This window comes from Paraburkholderia sp. GAS82 (genome assembly GCF_050436285.1).
Classification (GTDB): Bacteria; Pseudomonadota; Gammaproteobacteria; order Burkholderiales; family Burkholderiaceae; genus Paraburkholderia; species Paraburkholderia phenazinium_B.
On record NZ_JBNDLX010000006.1, the window covers coordinates 202287 to 219356 of the forward strand.

At 57.0% G+C, this 17070-nt stretch carries 15 protein-coding genes and 2 pseudogenes; 8 read left to right on the forward strand and 9 right to left on the reverse strand.

Annotated features, from left to right (window positions below):
• Positions 1-17 precede the first annotated feature (17 nt).
• Genes P3T17_RS20130 through P3T17_RS20140 form a run of 3 tightly spaced genes read right to left on the reverse strand, consistent with a single transcriptional unit; the run spans position 18 to position 2238 of the window.
• Positions 18-395 (reverse strand): cupin domain-containing protein, encoded by a 378-nt coding sequence (locus P3T17_RS20130; RefSeq protein WP_074265597.1) that lies wholly within the window; start codon positions 393-395, stop codon positions 18-20.
• Positions 396-403: 8 nt separating this feature from the next.
• Positions 404-1693 carry a TRAP transporter large permease gene (locus P3T17_RS20135; RefSeq protein WP_167379395.1) on the reverse strand — a complete coding sequence of 430 codons (1290 nt, stop codon included), beginning with the start codon at positions 1691-1693 and terminating at the stop codon, positions 404-406.
• A gap of 2 nt (positions 1694-1695) precedes the next feature.
• On the reverse strand, positions 1696-2238 hold the full coding sequence (locus P3T17_RS20140) for a TRAP transporter small permease (RefSeq protein ID WP_074265596.1): 543 nt from the start codon (positions 2236-2238) through the stop codon (positions 1696-1698).
• Between the two features lie 327 nt (positions 2239-2565).
• On the opposite strand from P3T17_RS20140, the gene P3T17_RS20145 reads away from it, so the two are divergent.
• Together P3T17_RS20145 and P3T17_RS20150 are read left to right on the forward strand one after the other, a co-directional pair.
• Positions 2566-3330 carry an IclR family transcriptional regulator domain-containing protein gene (locus P3T17_RS20145; RefSeq protein WP_074265595.1) on the forward strand — a complete coding sequence of 255 codons (765 nt, stop codon included), beginning with the start codon at positions 2566-2568 and terminating at the stop codon, positions 3328-3330.
• A 55-nt stretch (positions 3331-3385) separates the two neighbouring features.
• On the forward strand, positions 3386-4273 hold the full coding sequence (locus P3T17_RS20150) for a LysR substrate-binding domain-containing protein (RefSeq protein WP_429408682.1): 888 nt from the start codon (positions 3386-3388) through the stop codon (positions 4271-4273).
• A gap of 41 nt (positions 4274-4314) precedes the next feature.
• Here the strand turns inward: P3T17_RS20150 and P3T17_RS20155 are convergent, their stop codons facing one another.
• From P3T17_RS20155 to P3T17_RS20180, 6 genes and pseudogenes are all read right to left on the reverse strand, one after another.
• Entirely contained in the window at positions 4315-5817 is a 1503-nt protein-coding gene (locus P3T17_RS20155) for a tannase/feruloyl esterase family alpha/beta hydrolase (protein WP_429408683.1), read from the reverse strand.
• A 387-nt stretch (positions 5818-6204) separates the two neighbouring features.
• Positions 6205-6530: pseudogene (locus P3T17_RS20160) on the reverse strand (IS3 family transposase); the annotation flags it as partial.
• Positions 6531-6828: 298 nt separating this feature from the next.
• Entirely contained in the window at positions 6829-7425 is a 597-nt protein-coding gene (locus P3T17_RS20165; RefSeq protein WP_429408684.1) for a plasmid pRiA4b ORF-3 family protein, read from the reverse strand.
• Between the two features lie 11 nt (positions 7426-7436).
• Positions 7437-7547 (reverse strand): annotated as a pseudogene (locus tag P3T17_RS20170) (transposase domain-containing protein); the annotation flags it as partial.
• 69 nt (positions 7548-7616) lie between these two features.
• Entirely contained in the window at positions 7617-8327 is a 711-nt protein-coding gene (locus P3T17_RS20175; protein WP_074265592.1) for an SDR family NAD(P)-dependent oxidoreductase, read from the reverse strand.
• Between the two features lie 157 nt (positions 8328-8484).
• Positions 8485-9237 (reverse strand): GntR family transcriptional regulator, encoded by a 753-nt coding sequence (locus P3T17_RS20180; protein WP_083611462.1) that lies wholly within the window; start codon positions 9235-9237, stop codon positions 8485-8487.
• 562 nt (positions 9238-9799) lie between these two features.
• On the opposite strand from P3T17_RS20180, the gene P3T17_RS20185 reads away from it, so the two are divergent.
• The 6 genes from P3T17_RS20185 to P3T17_RS20210 all read left to right on the forward strand — a co-directional run bounded on the left by P3T17_RS20185 (position 9800) and on the right by P3T17_RS20210 (position 17053).
• Positions 9800-11038, forward strand: a complete 1239-nt coding sequence (locus P3T17_RS20185) for a dienelactone hydrolase family protein (RefSeq protein ID WP_429408853.1) — start codon at positions 9800-9802, stop codon at positions 11036-11038.
• 127 nt (positions 11039-11165) lie between these two features.
• Entirely contained in the window at positions 11166-12788 is a 1623-nt protein-coding gene (locus P3T17_RS20190; RefSeq protein ID WP_429408854.1) for an ATP-dependent acyl-CoA ligase, read from the forward strand.
• 297 nt (positions 12789-13085) lie between these two features.
• Entirely contained in the window at positions 13086-14252 is a 1167-nt protein-coding gene (locus P3T17_RS20195; protein ID WP_429408685.1) for a thiolase family protein, read from the forward strand.
• On the forward strand, positions 14249-14551 hold the full coding sequence (locus P3T17_RS20200; protein WP_074265590.1) for a Zn-ribbon domain-containing OB-fold protein: 303 nt from the start codon (positions 14249-14251) through the stop codon (positions 14549-14551). Before P3T17_RS20195 ends, P3T17_RS20200 begins: the two co-directional genes overlap by 4 nt.
• Positions 14552-14943: 392 nt before the next feature.
• The gene (locus P3T17_RS20205) at positions 14944-16071 is read left to right on the forward strand and encodes a cupin domain-containing protein (RefSeq protein WP_074265589.1); all 1128 of its coding nucleotides are present in this window, start codon (positions 14944-14946) and stop codon (positions 16069-16071) included.
• Positions 16072-16141: 70 nt separating this feature from the next.
• A complete protein-coding gene (locus tag P3T17_RS20210) occupies positions 16142-17053 on the forward strand; it encodes a fumarylacetoacetate hydrolase family protein (RefSeq protein WP_074265588.1) in 912 nt (303 codons plus the stop codon).
• The last annotated feature ends 17 nt before the right edge of the window (positions 17054-17070 follow it).

The window sequence follows — 17070 nt, forward strand, 5'->3', positions numbered from 1 at the left end:
CCTGTTGTACGGCAGGCTTAACGAACAACCTTGGCTGGATCCTCCCCATACGGCGGCGAATAGATCACAAGCAATTGGACGGGCTCATCGCTGACCGCAGTAAAAACATGGGGTACATCGGCTGGAAAGAACACGGCATCGCCCGCGATCATTTCCTGCCTCTCACCGCCCACCTCGGCGATCGCACGCCCAGCCAGCATGTAGCACGCCTGCTCCAAGCCCGGGTGAGCATGCGGCAACGCGCCCTGGCATTTTTCGATCGTGCCGTGTACCACTTCGAAGTGTTTCGCACCCGTCGTGTCTGGCGAAATGAGACGGCGATTGGTGGTGCCTTCGTGGTTGGCCGGGTGATAGCCCGGCATCTCCGACAACCGGACAAAGTATCTGGATTTCATCTGCGCCTTTATTGCATATGGCCAGGGAGCCAAAGAATGAGACTGGGGAAGCACAGCAGTACGGCGATCGCGAACAGGTGTGCAATGAAGTGTGGCCAGGTGCCTTTGAATACCTCGGCTACAGGACGATTGGCGTAGCGCGATACGATGAAGCAATTGAGTCCGATCGGCGGCGTGATCATGCCGACTTCAGCGGTAACAATCTTGATGACACCAAACCAGATCGGGCTGAAACCGAGTGCGACGATGATTGGAATTACGACGGGCACAGTCAGAACGAGGATCGCGATCTGATCCATAAAAGCACCCAACACGATGTACACGCAGAGGATCGCCACCACGATGACCCAGCGGTTCAGCGCAAGGTGCCCCACCCACTCGATCAGGTCCTGCGTGACATGGGTCAGCGTGAAGAAATAACCGAATAACTGGGCGCCGAGCAGGATCGTGATGATCATGCAGGAGCCACGCGCTGCGCGTACGGTCGCTTGTCTGATCAAGGCCGGGCTAGCCTTGCGTTTCCAGATCGTGAGCAGAAATGCGCCGGTTGCGCCCATCGCCGACGCCTCAGTCGGCGTTGCCACGCCGCTATAGATGGCACCCGTTACCGCGCCCATTAGCAGCAGCATCGGTCCCACCACACGCAGCAGCCGGATCCGCTCTCGCAGACCGACCTTAGGGCTGGCTGGCGCCGCCTTCGGGTCGCGCCAGGCGAGGAAGGCAACCGTTAGCATGATCGTCAGCGTGATCAGCGCGCACGGGATGATGCCTCCTACCAGCAACTGACCGATATTGGCCTGCGCAAGCAGGCCGAAGATAATCAGCGTCACGCTGGGCGGCACCAGCATCGCCAGAGTGCCAGAGATTGCGACCACGCCGGCTGCAAGGTCTGGCTTGTAACCTTGCCGGATCATCGCCGGCAGGCTGGTCGATGACAGGGTTGCAGCCGAAGCGGTGCTGGTGCCGCACAGCGCACCAAATGCGGCGCCGGTGACCGCGGTCGCCATGCCCAGTCCGCCGCGATAGCGGCCGACCCAGGCGGCGGCTGCAACAAACAGCTCATCTGCGATACCGCTGAGTAGCACGAACTCGGCCATCAGCAGGAACATGGGGATAGTGATCAGCTCATAAGAGCCCACAGTGCTTAGCGGGGATGTGCGCAGCACACCCAGCAGAACATCCCAGTTGCCGGTGACAAACAGCCCGACGGCACCTGCGGTACCCATCGAGAAGCCAACCGGCACACCGAGGGCGAGCAGCGCGAACAACAGCCCCATCATTGCTACAGACATCGCCATGCCTATTCCCCGAAGTGCGCGCCAGCGAGTGGCAGGGCATCGACGACGCTATGTCCCCGCATCAGGCTGAGCGCGTTTCCGGTCAACCTGAATACAAGTCGCAGGACAAGAAGTCCGCAGCCTAGAGCGACCAGTGCCGAAGAGATCCAGGTGGGCCACGCGATCAATCCCGACACGACATCCTGACCCAGGTAGCTTTGCCAGCCTCGCATGGAGGCGGCACAACAGATCAGACCGAACAGTGCAATGCCGACCACGTTGGTCAGCATCTCGGAGATTCGTCGACAGGGCTCCGGCCAGTTGCGCACGAGGATGTCGACGCCGACATGCGCATGCGCCGCATACGAATCGGACAGGCTCAGAAAGTAAACGCCAGCGATCAGATACAGGCCAATGAGATCGTAGGCCCAGCCCAGCGGATGGTTGAACAGGTGGCGCGACGCTACGTCGCAGAACACAATCAGCATGATCGCAAGCATCAGTACGACCGTGACCACCTGACATAGTTGTTCGACCGCGAGAAGCAACTTCTCGAATCGTTTCATTTACTTGTCTCCGACTGCATGTAAGTGATGTGCCGGCCCAAATGCGAGCCAGGATTTTCTGCGCACACTCCAACGACCGGTATCAGCAGCGTTGGAGAGACGTATCCATTTGCACAGGACTTCGGACAAAAAACGTTGCAGGTTGATGTTTCACCTAGTGAAACATCATTTCGATAATTATAATCGAGGTGACCGACGTGATAAGACGGGTTTACCCCTCACGCCTGCTATGCTGGAGTTGGGTAGCATGCTGTGACTGTCGGGAGTTTTCGCGCAATCCAGAGGTACTAAGGACTCTCATATTGAAACGATAATTCATCTATTGAAATGTCTTCTTACGAACCTATTGCAGCGTTGCTACGCGGTCTCGAGGTGCTGAAAGTGCTCAATGAAGGGGGGCCGCAAGCGATCGGAGACCTGTATCGGGTCACGGGTATCGCAAAGCCGACCCTGGTGCGTATCGTGGAAACCTTGCAGCACGCCGGTTACGTGAATGCCGGAAATGCCGACAGGCGGTATGCCGTGACGCCGCGAGTATTGAGTCTCGCCAACGGGTATGAGGAACAGCGCTGGTTGCTGGAAGTGACTGGCCCGCTACTGGACGAGTTGCGCAGCCTTGCCGGGTGGCCGGTCGAACTCGGTGTATTTGACACCGATGCGATGGTCATTCTGAATACGAGCCGGCAGCCCGGCTATCTTTCCGTTAACCGGAAGCCCGGCTCGCGCGTGCCCCTGTTTAAAACCGCTTTGGGACGCGCTTACCTGGGGGCTTTGCCTGAACAGGAAAGCGATGCGTTGATGGCGAAGCTGGCTGTGCGACCCGAGGACGAGTTCGAGGCCGCGCGCAGCCCGCGCAATTTCCGTCGCTTGCTCGAAGTCATCCGGGAACAGGGGTATTCGACGGCAGACCGCGAGACACTAACTAATGGACGTGCGATAGCTGTTGCCATCGTGGCGAATGACAGGCCGGTCGCTAGCGTCAATCTTGTCGCGCACGCGTCCGCGATGTCGATGGATGAGCTCGAAGATACGTGGGGACCAAAAATTATCTCGCTAGGCAAGCGTATCGAAGATGCGCTCAGGAACTCATGATGTTGCAACGAAGTCGTGCCTGCTTCTGTCCACGATGACTGGCCGATTTTCATCGATGCTATCCTCCCGCGCCCTGGAGCAGTTCATTGTTCTGGCGGAAGAGCTGCACTTCGGTAGGGCGGCAAACCGGTTGCATATATCGCAACCACCGTTGAGCCAGGCCATCATGCGGCTCGAGCAAACCATCGGGGTTCACTTGTTCCTTCGAAAGAGCCGGTCCGTATCTCTGACCGACGCTGGGAGTGTGTTTCTCGTAGAGGCGCGAAGACTGCTGGAACAGCAGGAACTGGCCATTGCACATACACGCGAAGCGTGCATTGGAATGACTGGGAGAATCTCTCTGGGTTTTGTCGGCTCCGTCAGCTACGGACTGCTCCCAGAACTGCTGTCGAAGTTCAGGCGCACGTATCCCGACATCGTGTTTGATCTGCGTGAACTTCCTTCGTCTGGGCAACTCTCCGCATTTCGCACAGAACAGATCGAACTAGGAATCGTGAGGCTGCCATTGAGCAACGCCAGCGACCTCGAAATGAAGGTGATTGAACGCGAGCGCATGATTGCCGTTTTGCCCATCGGCCACCCGCTCGCAAAGCGGCAAATCGTCGAATTGAAATTGCTTGCCGACGAAACCTTCATGATGTTCCCCTCTCATCTAGTGCTAAGCCTGCATGCAAAAACGATGATGGCGTGCCATGCCGCCGGCTTTAGTCCACGAACAGGACTTGAAGCATGGCAAATGCCCACGATGGTTAGCTTGATAGCTGCGCAAATGGGGATCGCTCTTCTACCGGAACAGGTCAAGCACATACCTCACCCGGGCGTTGTGTACCGCGATGTAACTGGAGACCAGGGCCACCTGAACCTCGAAATCGCGTTAGCTTGGCGTCTCCAAAACCGGTCGAGAATCTGCCAGCAGGTGATCGACGCGATTCCTGCCGCATGAAGTGTCTTGACACGGACTTCGAGATCGGATGTCGTGTCAATTCAGGACGGGGTTACACAAGTGAAATTGCCTGCGCTGTTAATGTCGCCAGTCCCTTTGTACTTTTCGACCATTGGATAAGGGCAGAGCGGACGACTTCTGGTAACGCCGTTTACCGTACCCGACCCAACGATCGTCGACGTCGCACTCGTCGCGTCAGGCGCAATCCCTTTCTCAACCCAGTTTTCAAGCGGAGTGAGCCAGTCCACCGTACCAATCGGGCCACCAGTGCAGTGCCCCATACCAGGAACCATATACAGGCGGGCAAACTGATTGACCATATCGGGCCCCATAGCGTCCTGGATTCGTCCCCAGGAAGCGACGGAAAGATAGGGAGAGATCAGGGGATCGGCCCAACCGTGGTACATAATGAGTTTGCCTTTGTTTGTCTGGAATGCCGAGAGGTCAGGATTGATCGCATCATAGATTGAGCCGTACTGCGATCTGCCCCTGTCAATATCGGTGTCCCAATTCAAAGTGAGGATGTCGAAATTGGGATTTCCCTTAAGAATCAGCCGGAAGAAATCGTAGTAGCTCCCGCTCTGCAAACTCGTTGTCGAATTCCAAGTTGTTACCCAGCCTCCTTCGCTCCCAATCGCGTACCCAGGCGACACCGACGCGCCTGTGTCCTGACGCTTCGGACCCGCATAGATATCCTTCGCAGATTGAACCTGTGCCGGCGTGAGACAAGTAGCCGGATTCGCGCCAGGCGCACCGCACTGCAAAGTCGCGGGGTCGAAGCTACATTGCCTCGGATCGTCGATCTGACCGTCAACCAACCCGTCCTTCGCATCGCAAGCCGAGATGACGGCGGTGTTTAACGTAGCTAGCTGCGCGGCGTTCATTCCCCCCGCACGGTTATTCTTTAGAACTGATACGCCGGCCCAGGCCTCCGAAGACATCATGCCGAGCCAGTCGCCCCCGTGTGAGCCAGCAACAATGCCATCATAGTCATCGGGGTATCGTTGAGCTTCCATCATCCCGTGATGACCGCCCTGTGAACAACCCACGTAGTAGGAGTGCACAGGCCGCGAGGAAAAATAAGTGTTGGTAATGTCCTTACTTACCACCGTCACCACGTGCTCGGCGCGGTATCCGAAGTCGATTATCTGATCGGTTTTGACGGTGTTTGTTGAAAAATCGAAGGCCCACGATTGTTCAAAAACATCCGTGCTGGTGTGCCCGTTGTCGTGCCCCATGACCGCATATCCCCGAGCGAGAGGATCTACCATCGAAGTGTAGTTGATAACGCCCGTGGAGCCACCATCAGCGCTTCCCACAAACTTCGAATTCCATTTCTCGCGGTCTAGCGGCAACCACACCTCAAAGGCGATAGTGGAATTTGCTACTGGTTTGATCACACCTGTCACACGACAAAACGGCGTAGTCACGCTAAGACTCACGGGCGTCAGGAAGTTGGTCGGCGTCTGGAACGGTGTGCCAGCACCCGGTGTGACTTGAACGGCACTTGTAATCGTTGTGGGTATTGCACCCGAATAGTTCATCAGACTCGCGCAGTTCCCAGCGATTGTCGCTGATGACGGCATTACGGAAGTGCTACTGATGCCTTCACCGCATGCGGAAAGCACCGCACAAGCGGCAAGTGTAAGTGCGCTAGCAGCCTGCATTGTCTTGCACATTGTCATCTCCTGTCTCGTCTAGTTTTTTTGGTTTGCGCTTGCTTTATCGAACTGATGGTAGAGCGAGGATGATTCGGATAACAATATTATTTTTAGACGTGATCCATATCACAGACCATATGACAGCATGCGAGTCACAGGTCATCTGTGCGAGACCGGATCAATGCGTAGTCAGTTTCAGGTAAGCAGCACAACCGAGACTGATTGAGTTGCGCCGAATGGAAGGAGGGGCGGCTAAAATCTTGGACTGGTTTATGCCGCGATCCCGAGACTTTTCCGGTATTCCAGAGGATCAGAGAGCCAAGCGAGACCTTGATTCGCGCTATGTTATATACGCGGATATAAGCGTCGAGGGTTTCGATGGATTGATCGACAGTCGTAGCCCGCCAGTCACGAGGATAAGACAGTTCGGTCTTGAGCCAACCGAAGAAGCCCTCACAGGCTGCGTTATCGGGCGAGCATCCTTTGCGTGACATCGAGCGAACGAGCGTGGCATCGCGCATCCGCGATAGCCGTCCCGGCCAACGATAGTGTGCACCGCGATCGGAGTGGAGCACTGGTCGCTCATCACTATCAGCCGAAGGCAAGCTCGAGCGGATCTTCACGTCATGGCAGACACCCGCTCCCGAAGTATCGATTCTCTATCCGAAAAAACGTCATCTGCCGGCACGAACGGAGGCCACGATGGATGTTTTCACAACTTGGATCAGGAAGGCCATTCGTGACGCAATTTGAGTGACAGGGAGTCTCGGAAGCAGCAAGGCCCCTTTTGTCCTCGATCCGACCGCAGCGTGGCTGCCGGCCGCACTCATTGCCGCACAACTATTCTCTCCAGGCGACTCGAAAGTAAGCGTCAATCTGAGGCCGTCTTGACGATCAGAATTTGACATCTGAGAGCAGCTGATTCGCGAGCACGAGATCGAAGGCGGCGGGATCGAAGCTGCCGCCACACCATTCGAGGAAGTGGTCGTGCTCCTCGTGCGTCGGATTGGTGATCGCTTCGAGGAAGTCGGCATATCCTGGCACTCCACCAACGTCTTCTGGTGGACACGCATTCTGCCCGTCCAGGCACAGCGGCCGGCGCATGTCTGGATCAGGCACCAGCGCCTTCTCGACTTTGATCCGATGCTGCCAGTTGTCGCCGTAGTCGTAGATGTAGGTGAATGACTTCAGCCCGCCCAGCGCCTTCGCCAGCGTGACCCGTGCTTCATTGAGCATCGGTGGAGAGCTCTGGAATCCGAAGTCATCAGGTTCACCATAGTTGGTTTCGCCGAAGACGAACTCGTGCAGGTGCCCGCCTTCCGATCCCATGGCCAGTTGCAGCACGACATGCAGCTTGCCCAGCCGGATCGAGCCGGGAACGATGATTCGTCGCCAGATCGCCGGCTTGATGTACTTCAGCTCAACGCGCAGTACGTAATCGGGCACTGGCGCCTTGACCAGGCGCACGGCAGGTTTGCGGGGCTGGGCCATCGGATTGATTGTCAGGCAGCTTGCTGCTCGATGTGTGCAGCCGGCATCAGGCGCCACGGCAGCAACTCGTCGATGCGGTTGATGGGTTGATCGGCAATGCGCTCAAACACCGTGCGCAGGTAACCGATGTGTTCGTTGTTCCTCAGATCATCCTTGCAACTGCCTACATGCAACAACGGCAAAGAATGATGCTATCCGCGATATGGTCGCCATTTCGTATGGAATTTCTGAGCTATGTCCCCAGGATAAATTTCATCATCGCGGGACACGAGCGCACTCATGATTGCAGTTGCAACGACTTCAGGGGATACCTTAGGTAGGGGCAGGCTCGCACTCATTGCGGTATCCATAGGCCCGGGATAAACACCGATCACTCGCACGCCCCACGGCTGCAACTGAGCTCGCATCCCTTGTGTAAGCGAGTGTGCCGCCGCCTTCGATGCGGAATACGAGCCGCACTCCACCAGGTGCTCAAACGCCAGTATGGAAAGGAGATTGACAAAAGTCCCTTCTCCACGATCTTTCATCAATGGGGCGAGTGCGCGAGCCAAACGTAAGGGCCCGAAAAAGTTGACTTCCATTTCTTCCCGCGCCGCACCTTCGCTACGGCAAAATAAAGCGCTATCTTGCCGATTGCTACCAGCGTTATTGAATACCAAACTCACATCAGCTACGAGCGGGATCAGAGCATCGATGCTGTCTGGATCGGTGAGATCAAGCCGCACCGGGATAATTAGGCGGTAATTAGAGGCATCGGCGAATTTGTCTGGATTGCGTACTGCGGCATACACTTTACAACCTCGGCCTGCTAACGCACGTGCTAACACCAGGCCGAGCCCACCGTTTGCGCCGGTGACGAGCGCTGTGCGGCCTTCAAAAAAAGATTTGCTTTTTGAGTTCATTTGCGATCCACGTTGAATGAGCGATAAGAATGCTCTTGATGAAATCGTCTGGCGTCTGACCGTCAGAAGAAAATGCCTGAACGAGACATTTCTCCATCAGCTGCGGTGTAGTGGAATTTCACCGAGCCGTTTAATCTAAAGTCGGTCAGCTTTTTCTCTATAAATCCGCCGACTTTGCTGTCAAAGGTTCGGTCCCGCGTTCAGCGGATGAGCTCAAGATCGTCTCTTGCGTAGAGTAATAGCACGTCGCAGAAACACGCATGTTATGGGCAACCCGCTCCTTGACTGCCTCGGCATCCGCCTCAAGGAATGCGTCTAATATGTGTTTCATATGCTTTAACGCCAACTCGCGAATGGCCTTGTCACGAAGCGTCGCGAGTCGGACGGCTTCGACATGATCGCGTAAGCGGTCAATTGTCTGTACGAGATGAGGATTGGGAACCATTCCAACCCAGGTCAAGCGGAAAGCGTCGGACGAATCCATGAAGCCTGGGATATCGTCATTAGCGTAGGCACGCTCGGCCGCGGCGACCATCGAACGCATCTCGGAAAGCCCCTTGATCGAAGCGTTCTTGCAAGCATCGCCAGCCGCAGCGGGCTCAAGCAGGAGCCGAGTTTCGAAAATATTGGCGATGTCAGTCGGAGTAAAGCGGCGCAGAACGAACCCGCGCGAGGTTCCTTCAAGAAAGCCCTCGCTCTTCAGTTGCAGCAATGCTTCCCGCACGGGCATACGTGAAACGCCCAATTGACTGGCGATCTCATGGTCAACCAATTTGTCTTCGTATGTAATCTCGCCACTTCGCATTTTGTCGCGCAAGTGACGGTACACCTGTTCCCGGATGCTCTGTTTGGGTTCCTGCATCGCGGTGTTTGGCGTCGCTTTCGCTGCCACGGTTAACGATGTCGGCATGACTGTACTTCCATCTCTTCTAGGTACCGGTTGAGGTGGGCAAACAATCCATGAGCTTACAGCGATTCTAGCCGTTGCCGTGTCTACGTCACGTGGAATCACTGTAGCTTTGAAGAGCGCTTCGCCTTTGATTCGCAAGATGTCGTGCTCCTGATTGTATGGCGGGCGATCGGCACGTCATCCTGCCCTACGTGCGGAAGCGGCCACCAAAGCGGCCGATTTAATTTGGTCTCTACCTCGAATCTGCGTAGACCCTTCCGAAAACGACGCTGACCCCACGCACAATGGCTCTCTTCCCCGTACCAAAGAGGGACAGGCACTTTCGGCGTATTGTAGCATGTCGCACAACTTACAGTATACTATTGTTTTTAGCTTAAAGTATTGATTTATAACGATAATTAAAATAAATAACAATCTTCTTGAAGAAAGATCGTAAACAATATACTGTTTGTTCCGTGGTGAAGTTATTTGATCCCGGCGGCTGCCAGCCGTCGCGCAATGTCAGCACAGTTGCCGTATGACCCGCCTGAAGGTTCGGGCGAGGGCCACTTTGGAGAAGACGATGGCCGGAATAACGATAAAAATATCAGGGGACAGTGCCAGGAAATTCACGGGATATCTGGCGCTGCCACCCGCTGGGCGCGGCCCGGGCCTGGTCTTGTGCCAGGAAATATTTGGCGTGAACGCGTTCGTCCGCAAAATGGCGGACCTGTATGCCGAAGAAGGTTACGTAGTTCTTGCTCCGGATTTTTTCTGGCGCCAGGAGGAGGGAATCGAGTTAGAGCCGGATGAGTTGGGCGTCAAGCATGCGATGCGTCTGCTCACGGGGGTCCGCGATGAGGATGCTGTGTCCGATCTCAACGCCGCATTGACTGTCTTGCGCCAGCGTCCGGAGCTGGATGGCCAGTGTGGTGTCGTGGGGTTTTGCCTCGGTGGAAAGTTTGCCTATCTGGCTGCGACGCATACCGATGCCGCCATTTCCATTGGCTATTACGGAGTAGGAATCGAGGATCTATTGGATCGTGCGGATCACTTGAAGAGCAAGTTGGTGCTTCATTTCGCCGGCAACGATGCCTTCTGCGATGAGTCGGCGCGCGCAAAGATATTCGCGGCCTTACAGCAGCAGAAGAATGCAAGCCTATATGTTTATCCCGGCGTCGATCACGCATTCGCCCGATTCGCGAGCCCGCATTTCGACAAGCGGGCGAGCGCGCTAGCCCATGATCGTTCGATTGCTGCGTTGCGTCACACCCTTGGACCGGATTTCGATCTTGAGGCGCTGTGGGAAAGGCACCTTCAGTTGGAGTTCGAGGTTCGCGATGCCGATGCAACGATGGCGACAATGGTCTCTGAACCCTACGTCAATCATATCCCGACGATGACTGGCGGAGTTGGTCATACGTCGCTCAGGCGTTTCTATCAGCATCACTTCATCCATGCCAATCCTCCCGACACGCGACAGATTCCAATCTCACGCACGGTCGGTGCCACGCAAATCGTCGATGAGGTCCTGTTCTGCTTTACGCATACCTGCGAGATTGACTGGCTATTACCGGGGGTGTCACCGACGGGGCGCTATGTTGAAGTTCCTCTGGTGGGCATCGTGAAATTTCGTGGCGACAAGTTGTGTCATGAGCACATTTATTGGGATCAAGGGAGTGTTCTGGCTCAGATTGGTTTGCTCGATACCGAGCACTTTCCGGTAGCCGGCATCGAAACTGCCAGGAAAGTCATGGATGAAACACTGCCGAGTAATACCTTGATGAAACGCTGGGCAAAGAGTGCTCCCGACGCCCCGTGACGTAAAGAGCGCTGCTCATCATTTCCGGGTGACCATACTCCGCACATGACGTCCATTTGCCGGACGGAAGGGTTCGCGAGTTCACCCTCAACGCTCGATCGTGTACTACATCACCGTGCAGGAACTTATGGAACCGAAACACATTGATTATCCAAAGGACGTGAGCGAGTGGAACGTCGCTCCGTCGCAACGCACGCTCCCTGCACTGCTGAAGGCCCGTGCCACAGCCCGTGGCAATGCCATTCTCTTTTCCGATCGTACAACGGTATGGACAACTTCCGATGCGCTAGATGCGGCTGCGCGACGGGCCGGCGCTTTGGCGGCCGCAGGGGTGAAGCGTGGCGATCGGGTAGCACTGATGTGCTCGAACCGTGTGGAATTCATGGAGATCGTGCTTGGATGTGGTTGGCTCGGCGCAATCGTGGTACCAGTCAACACCGCGTCACGGGGCCCGCAACTGCAACACATTCTCGAAAATTGCAAAGCGCAACTGATCGTAATAGAAGCCTCATTGACCGACGCGATTGGTGCGCTCGATTTCTCGAGGGTTGCCCTGAAGGTTGTATGGCTCATTAATGACGGCGCGCCGGCTAAGTCCCTGCCAGTATCCTGTGAACAGCTTCCTCCGAGAGGCGAGGCACATGAAGCCGCCGATGTCAGGCCCGGTGATACGCTCGCCATCCTTTATACATCGGGGACATCCGGTTTATCGAAAGGCGTCGTCTGCCCGCATGGACAGTTTTATTGGTGGGGCATCTACTCATCAAGACATATCGGGATCACGGCAGGAGATACGCTCTATACCGTCCTGCCGCTGTTCCATACCAATGCCCTGAACAGTTTTTTCCAGGCCCTGGTGACGGGAGCAAGGCTAATCGTCGACAAGAAATTCTCCGCAAGTCGATTCTTTGCGGCGTTGGCTGAGACCGAGGCCACGGTAACGTACCTGCTAGGGGCGATGGTTCCCATCCTGTTGTCGAAAGCGCCAACAGACATGGAGCTCCGCCACAAGGTCAGGATCGCCCTGGCTCCGGGTGTGCCGGAGCAATTTCACGCCAGTTTCACCGAACGTTGCGGGATTCACCTGCTTGACGGATTTGGAACGACAGAGAGCAATTGTGTCATCGGGTGCGGTGTTGCCGACCAGCGTGCCGGATGGATGGGACGTGTGGCGCCAGGTTTTGAAGCACGCGTCGTTGACGAGAACGACGAGCCGGTGCCGGACGGACATCCTGGCGAGCTGACCCTGCGTGCCTCGGAGCCTTTTGCGTTCTCGAGAGGCTATTTCTCGATGCCTGAAGCGACAGTCGATGCGTGGCGCAATCTATGGTTCCACACCGGAGATCGGGTTATTCGTGATGCTGATGGCTATTACAAATTTCTCGATCGGCTTAAAGACGCAATCCGTCGCCGTGGCGAGAACATCTCATCATTTGAAGTCGAGCACGTCCTGCTAAGTCATCCCGCGGTCGAAACCGCCGCGGTGTTTGCGGTGAGGTCCGAACTTGCCGAAGACGAAGTAATGGCTGCACTCGTGTTGCGCGACGGCGAGATCCTTGAGCCGCTTGAGCTAATCCGCTATTGCGAGCCGCGTCTACCGTATTTCGCAGTGCCACGCTTTATCGACTTTCTGCGCGAGCTACCCAAAACCGAAAACGGCAAGATCCAGAAGTACAGGTTGCGCGAGAAAGGCGTGACCGAAAGAACCTGGGATCTCGAAACGTCGGGATACCGGCTCAGACGCTCGTAGCAGCTATGCCCGTCGGGTGCTCCAGCCATAGTCTGAGACCCGCAAAGTGCGCAACGAAGCAGTGACGGACTATTTTTATCTTGCCGCAAGGCGGCACAGAGGAAGCTGTATGGCAACGGCGCAAGGTTCTCCAACGTTTGTCGCGACGCCGGTCGCATTCGAGCACGTTGCCGTCGGCTCTGGAGCGCGGCCAAGCGGCACCTTATTGAGCTACAGGGGTGCCGGCGATCGGTGCGAGGCCCTGCTCATGCTGCACGCAGCATCGCAATGCATGACATGCTGGCGAGGAGATTGAACATGCACTCACGCGAATTCTCGGGTGTGACGGTATGCGCTGGAGTGGAAGTTCCATATCGGCGGCAGGCTCCCGAAGGTACGACGGGTGATCTACTCGCGCAAGCGTTTCGTATGGCACTCGCCCAATCGGGTTTCGCTGCAAAGGAAATCGACGGACTCGGCGTGGCGTCCTTTACCCTTTCTCCCGATCACGCGATTGACCTCGCGTGGCGCCTTGGCCTTTCGCCTCGGTGGTGCATGGACGACTGCCACGGCGGTGCCAGCGGAATCAATCTGCTCCAACACGCGGTGCGTGCTATCCAGTGCGGTGACGCGAATGTGATTGCGCTCGTATCGGGCGACCGCTTCCAGCCCTCGGACTTCAAGCAGCTCGTTGATCACTACAATCTGACAACGCGTGTGTGGCTGCGTCCGCTCGAGAGCGGCGGCCCGAACGCGCTGTTCGCCATGTTGACCCAGCAGCATGCGCAACGTTATGGCCTGTCGCGTACCGATTACGGCGCGCTGTGTGTGGCGCAACGTGGATGGGCATCACGCAATCCCCAGGCGGTTTATCGTACGCCACTGTCAATCGATGCTTATCTGGACGCACCGCTCGTCGCTGACCCACTGGGCCGTTTCGATTGCGTACCGGTGGTGAGCGGCGCGAATGCGATCGTCGTTGCGCGTACGGACCTCGCAAAGCATGGCACTCGCGTTGCGGTGCGCGCACTGCGATGCGCTTATAACGTCGACCACCAGATGGGCGATGGCCTGCAGACGTCGCTAGTCACGCTCGCGCCGGCGTTATGGCGCGACGCAGACATGACGCCGGACCAAATGGATCTCGTGTCTGTATACGACGACTATCCGGTGATGGCGCTCGTGCAGCTCGCTGACCTGGGTTTCGCGCCTGACGCGGACCTGCGCGCGCTGATCTCGCGGATATCGTCCCACGAATTGCCGGTCAACACGTCAGGTGGACAACTTTCCGCGGGGCAGGCCGGCGCGGCAGGCGGCATGCATGGACTGGTAGAGGCGGTCACTCAACTGCGCGGCGAAGCGGGCGAACGACAGGTGCGGGATGCAACGCGTGCACTGGTCAGCGGTTACGGGATGGTCGAGTACCGGTACGGCATGTGTGCGAACGCAGTGGTGCTTGAAGCTGTCGGCGGAGGTAGCCAATGAGTCTGACGGTCTCCAGTTGCATCCGCTGCGGCACGACTGTGTTCCCGGCGCGCTACCTGTGTCCCGTGTGCGGGGGTGCCGAATGGTCGGAGATCGAAGCAGCACGCGGCACAGTGACCGCGCTGACGGTGGTCCGGCACCGGGTCGGAGCACACAACAGCGGTGACGTTCATCTGGCAAGCGTTGCGATGCAGGCGGGCCCAACCGTAATCGCATGCCTTAAGTCGGTCGCGGAGAAGGGCGATACGGTATGCCTTGCACTGGATGAGCAACATCGAATCGTGGCCAGCCGCAGTTGATGCAGTCGTGTTGCGTTGGCGCTAAATGCGCTGTGCTCGAGCGGCAGGTGGGTTTGAACTGTGACTTATCAATTCGGCAGCAGTAAGAGGAAAAGGAATTTCTGTAAAAGATACCTGATATTTCTTTCGGTATCCTATTTATAAGTTGATTCGATGATGTAGAAAGAAGCACATCGCTTGACGGAATCATTGGGCGCAGCCTCACGCGGTCCAGCACTCAGAATGGAGATCGCGCAAGGCAGACGCAAGGCAGCATTTTCGCAGGGCAATCAGTCGATGGCTTCAGCCACCAACTCGCGAACGATTGCCTTGAACACAACTCCGGGCGCCCGACGATGACAGCATCCCGGACCGTACGGACCCTCGTCGCTGTGATAGACAGGAGCATGAACATGGCAGGGAACACTTACGATAGCTATCGGGAGAGCGTGGCGGGCCGTGCGAACGTCGCAGATACGCCGGCACTCGCTGCCTACTATCAGCAACTCGAACAACTCGACGCAGGCGCGCTATGGACCGTTGCCAACAAGATCGAGCCGTGGCAGCCGAAGTCCGAATCGGTTCCGGTGCTGTGGCGCTATCGCGATCTGCGCGAGCACGTGCTGCGCGCGGTTGAACTTGTAACCCCGGAGCAGGCAGGGCGCCGCGTCGTGTATCTGAACAACCCAGGCCGACGCGAAGTATCGGCCGCGGTGGGCTGGCTGTATTCCGGTTTGCAGGTGATGAACCCGGGGGAGGCGGCCTCGGCACACTCTCATTCGGCGTCGGCGTTGCGATTCATCATGGAAGGCACCGGCGCATACACGATCGTCGATGGTCACAAAGTGATGCTCGGGAAAAACGATTTCGTGCTCACGCCGAATGGCACCTGGCACGAGCATGGCGTTGCGGCTTACGGCACGCCCTGCATCTGGCAGGACGGCCTCGACATCCCGCTGGTGAACGCGATGGAAGCAGGCTTTTACGCGGTGCATCCGGACTTGCAGCAGGCGATCACTCACCCGGTCGACGATTTGACCGCGATCTGGGGCGCAAAGGGCCTGCATGCGCAGAAAGGGGACTGGGACAAGCACTATTCACCGCTATTCAAATACGAATGGGAACCCACCTATGAGGCGCTCACGCAATACGCGCGCGTATCGGACGGCTCGCCGTTCGACGGCGTGCTAATGAACTACGTAAATCCAGTGAACGGCGGCCCGGTGATGCCGACGATCGGTGCAAGCATGCAATTGCTGCGTCCAGGCGAAAAGACCCGCGCGCACCGTCATACCGGCAGTTTCATCTATCAGGTCGCGAAAGGCAGCGGTTGTTCGATCATCAACGGCCAACGCTTCGACTGGACGGAGCGCGATATCTTCTGCGTGCCTTCGTGGGCGTTCCACGAGCACTCAAACGCTTCATTGTCGGACGACGCGTGCCTGTTCTGTTTCAGCGATCTGCCTGTCATGCACTCGCTCGGACTGTACCGTGAAGACGCCCTTGCGGAAAACGGCGGCCATCAGGTCGCGTCGGACTGACTGCAATCGGCTTCTTTCTAACCAGTTTCTATTTGCTGCCCGGAGAGGGCGGCACTGATGGAGTCATTTCATGCGTCTCGTTACCTACCGTCCGGAAGTTTGCGCTGCTGCCCGTCTAGGATCGATCGTCGATGGAACCGTCATCGATCTGGCGCGCTTCGGTGCAACCACTGGACATCCGCTGCCGGCGAGCATGCTCGAATTCATTGACCTCGGTCCGCAGGCCGTGCTCTCCACGAGTTCGCTGCTCGATGAGCATCGCGGCAAGTGGCCGGTCGGTGTTGCCGTGCCCGTGCAAAACATCAATCTGCTCGCTCCGATCCCGCGCCCGCGAAAGAATATTTTCGGTATCGGCTTGAACTACGTCGAGCACGTTTCCGAATCGAGCCGGACGCTCGATACGTCGAAAGATCTGCCGAAGGAGCCAGTAATCTTCTCGAAGCCCCCGACGGCGGTGATCGGCCCGGGCGATGCGATCGAACACAACAGGGCGATCACGCAACAACTCGACTGGGAAGTCGAACTTGCCGTGATCATGGGCACACGCGCGAAGGGCGTAAGCGAAACGGATGCATTGCAGTACGTGTTCGGCTACAGCGTCATGATCGACATAAGCGCACGCGACTGTCGGCGTGCGGGCCAGTGGATTTACTCGAAGGGGCAGGACACCTTCGCGCCGTTCGGTCCGTGCATCGTCACCGTTGATGAAATCCCCGATCCACAGACGCTGAACCTGAGCCTGACGGTCAACGGCGTGATGAAACAAAGCTCGAACACGCGCCACATGCTGTTCAATGTGCCCGCTTTGATTGCGGACATCAGCAAGGCCATTACGCTGGAGCCGGGCGACATCATCGCAACTGGTACGCCCGAAGGCGTCGGCGCAGGTCGAAATCCGCAGGAATGGTTGTGGCCGGGCGATGTGGTTTGCGCTCAGGTTGAAAGCATCGGAGAACTCCGCCATCCGGTCGTGGGGGTCTGAGCCTGTGCCATTCGTAT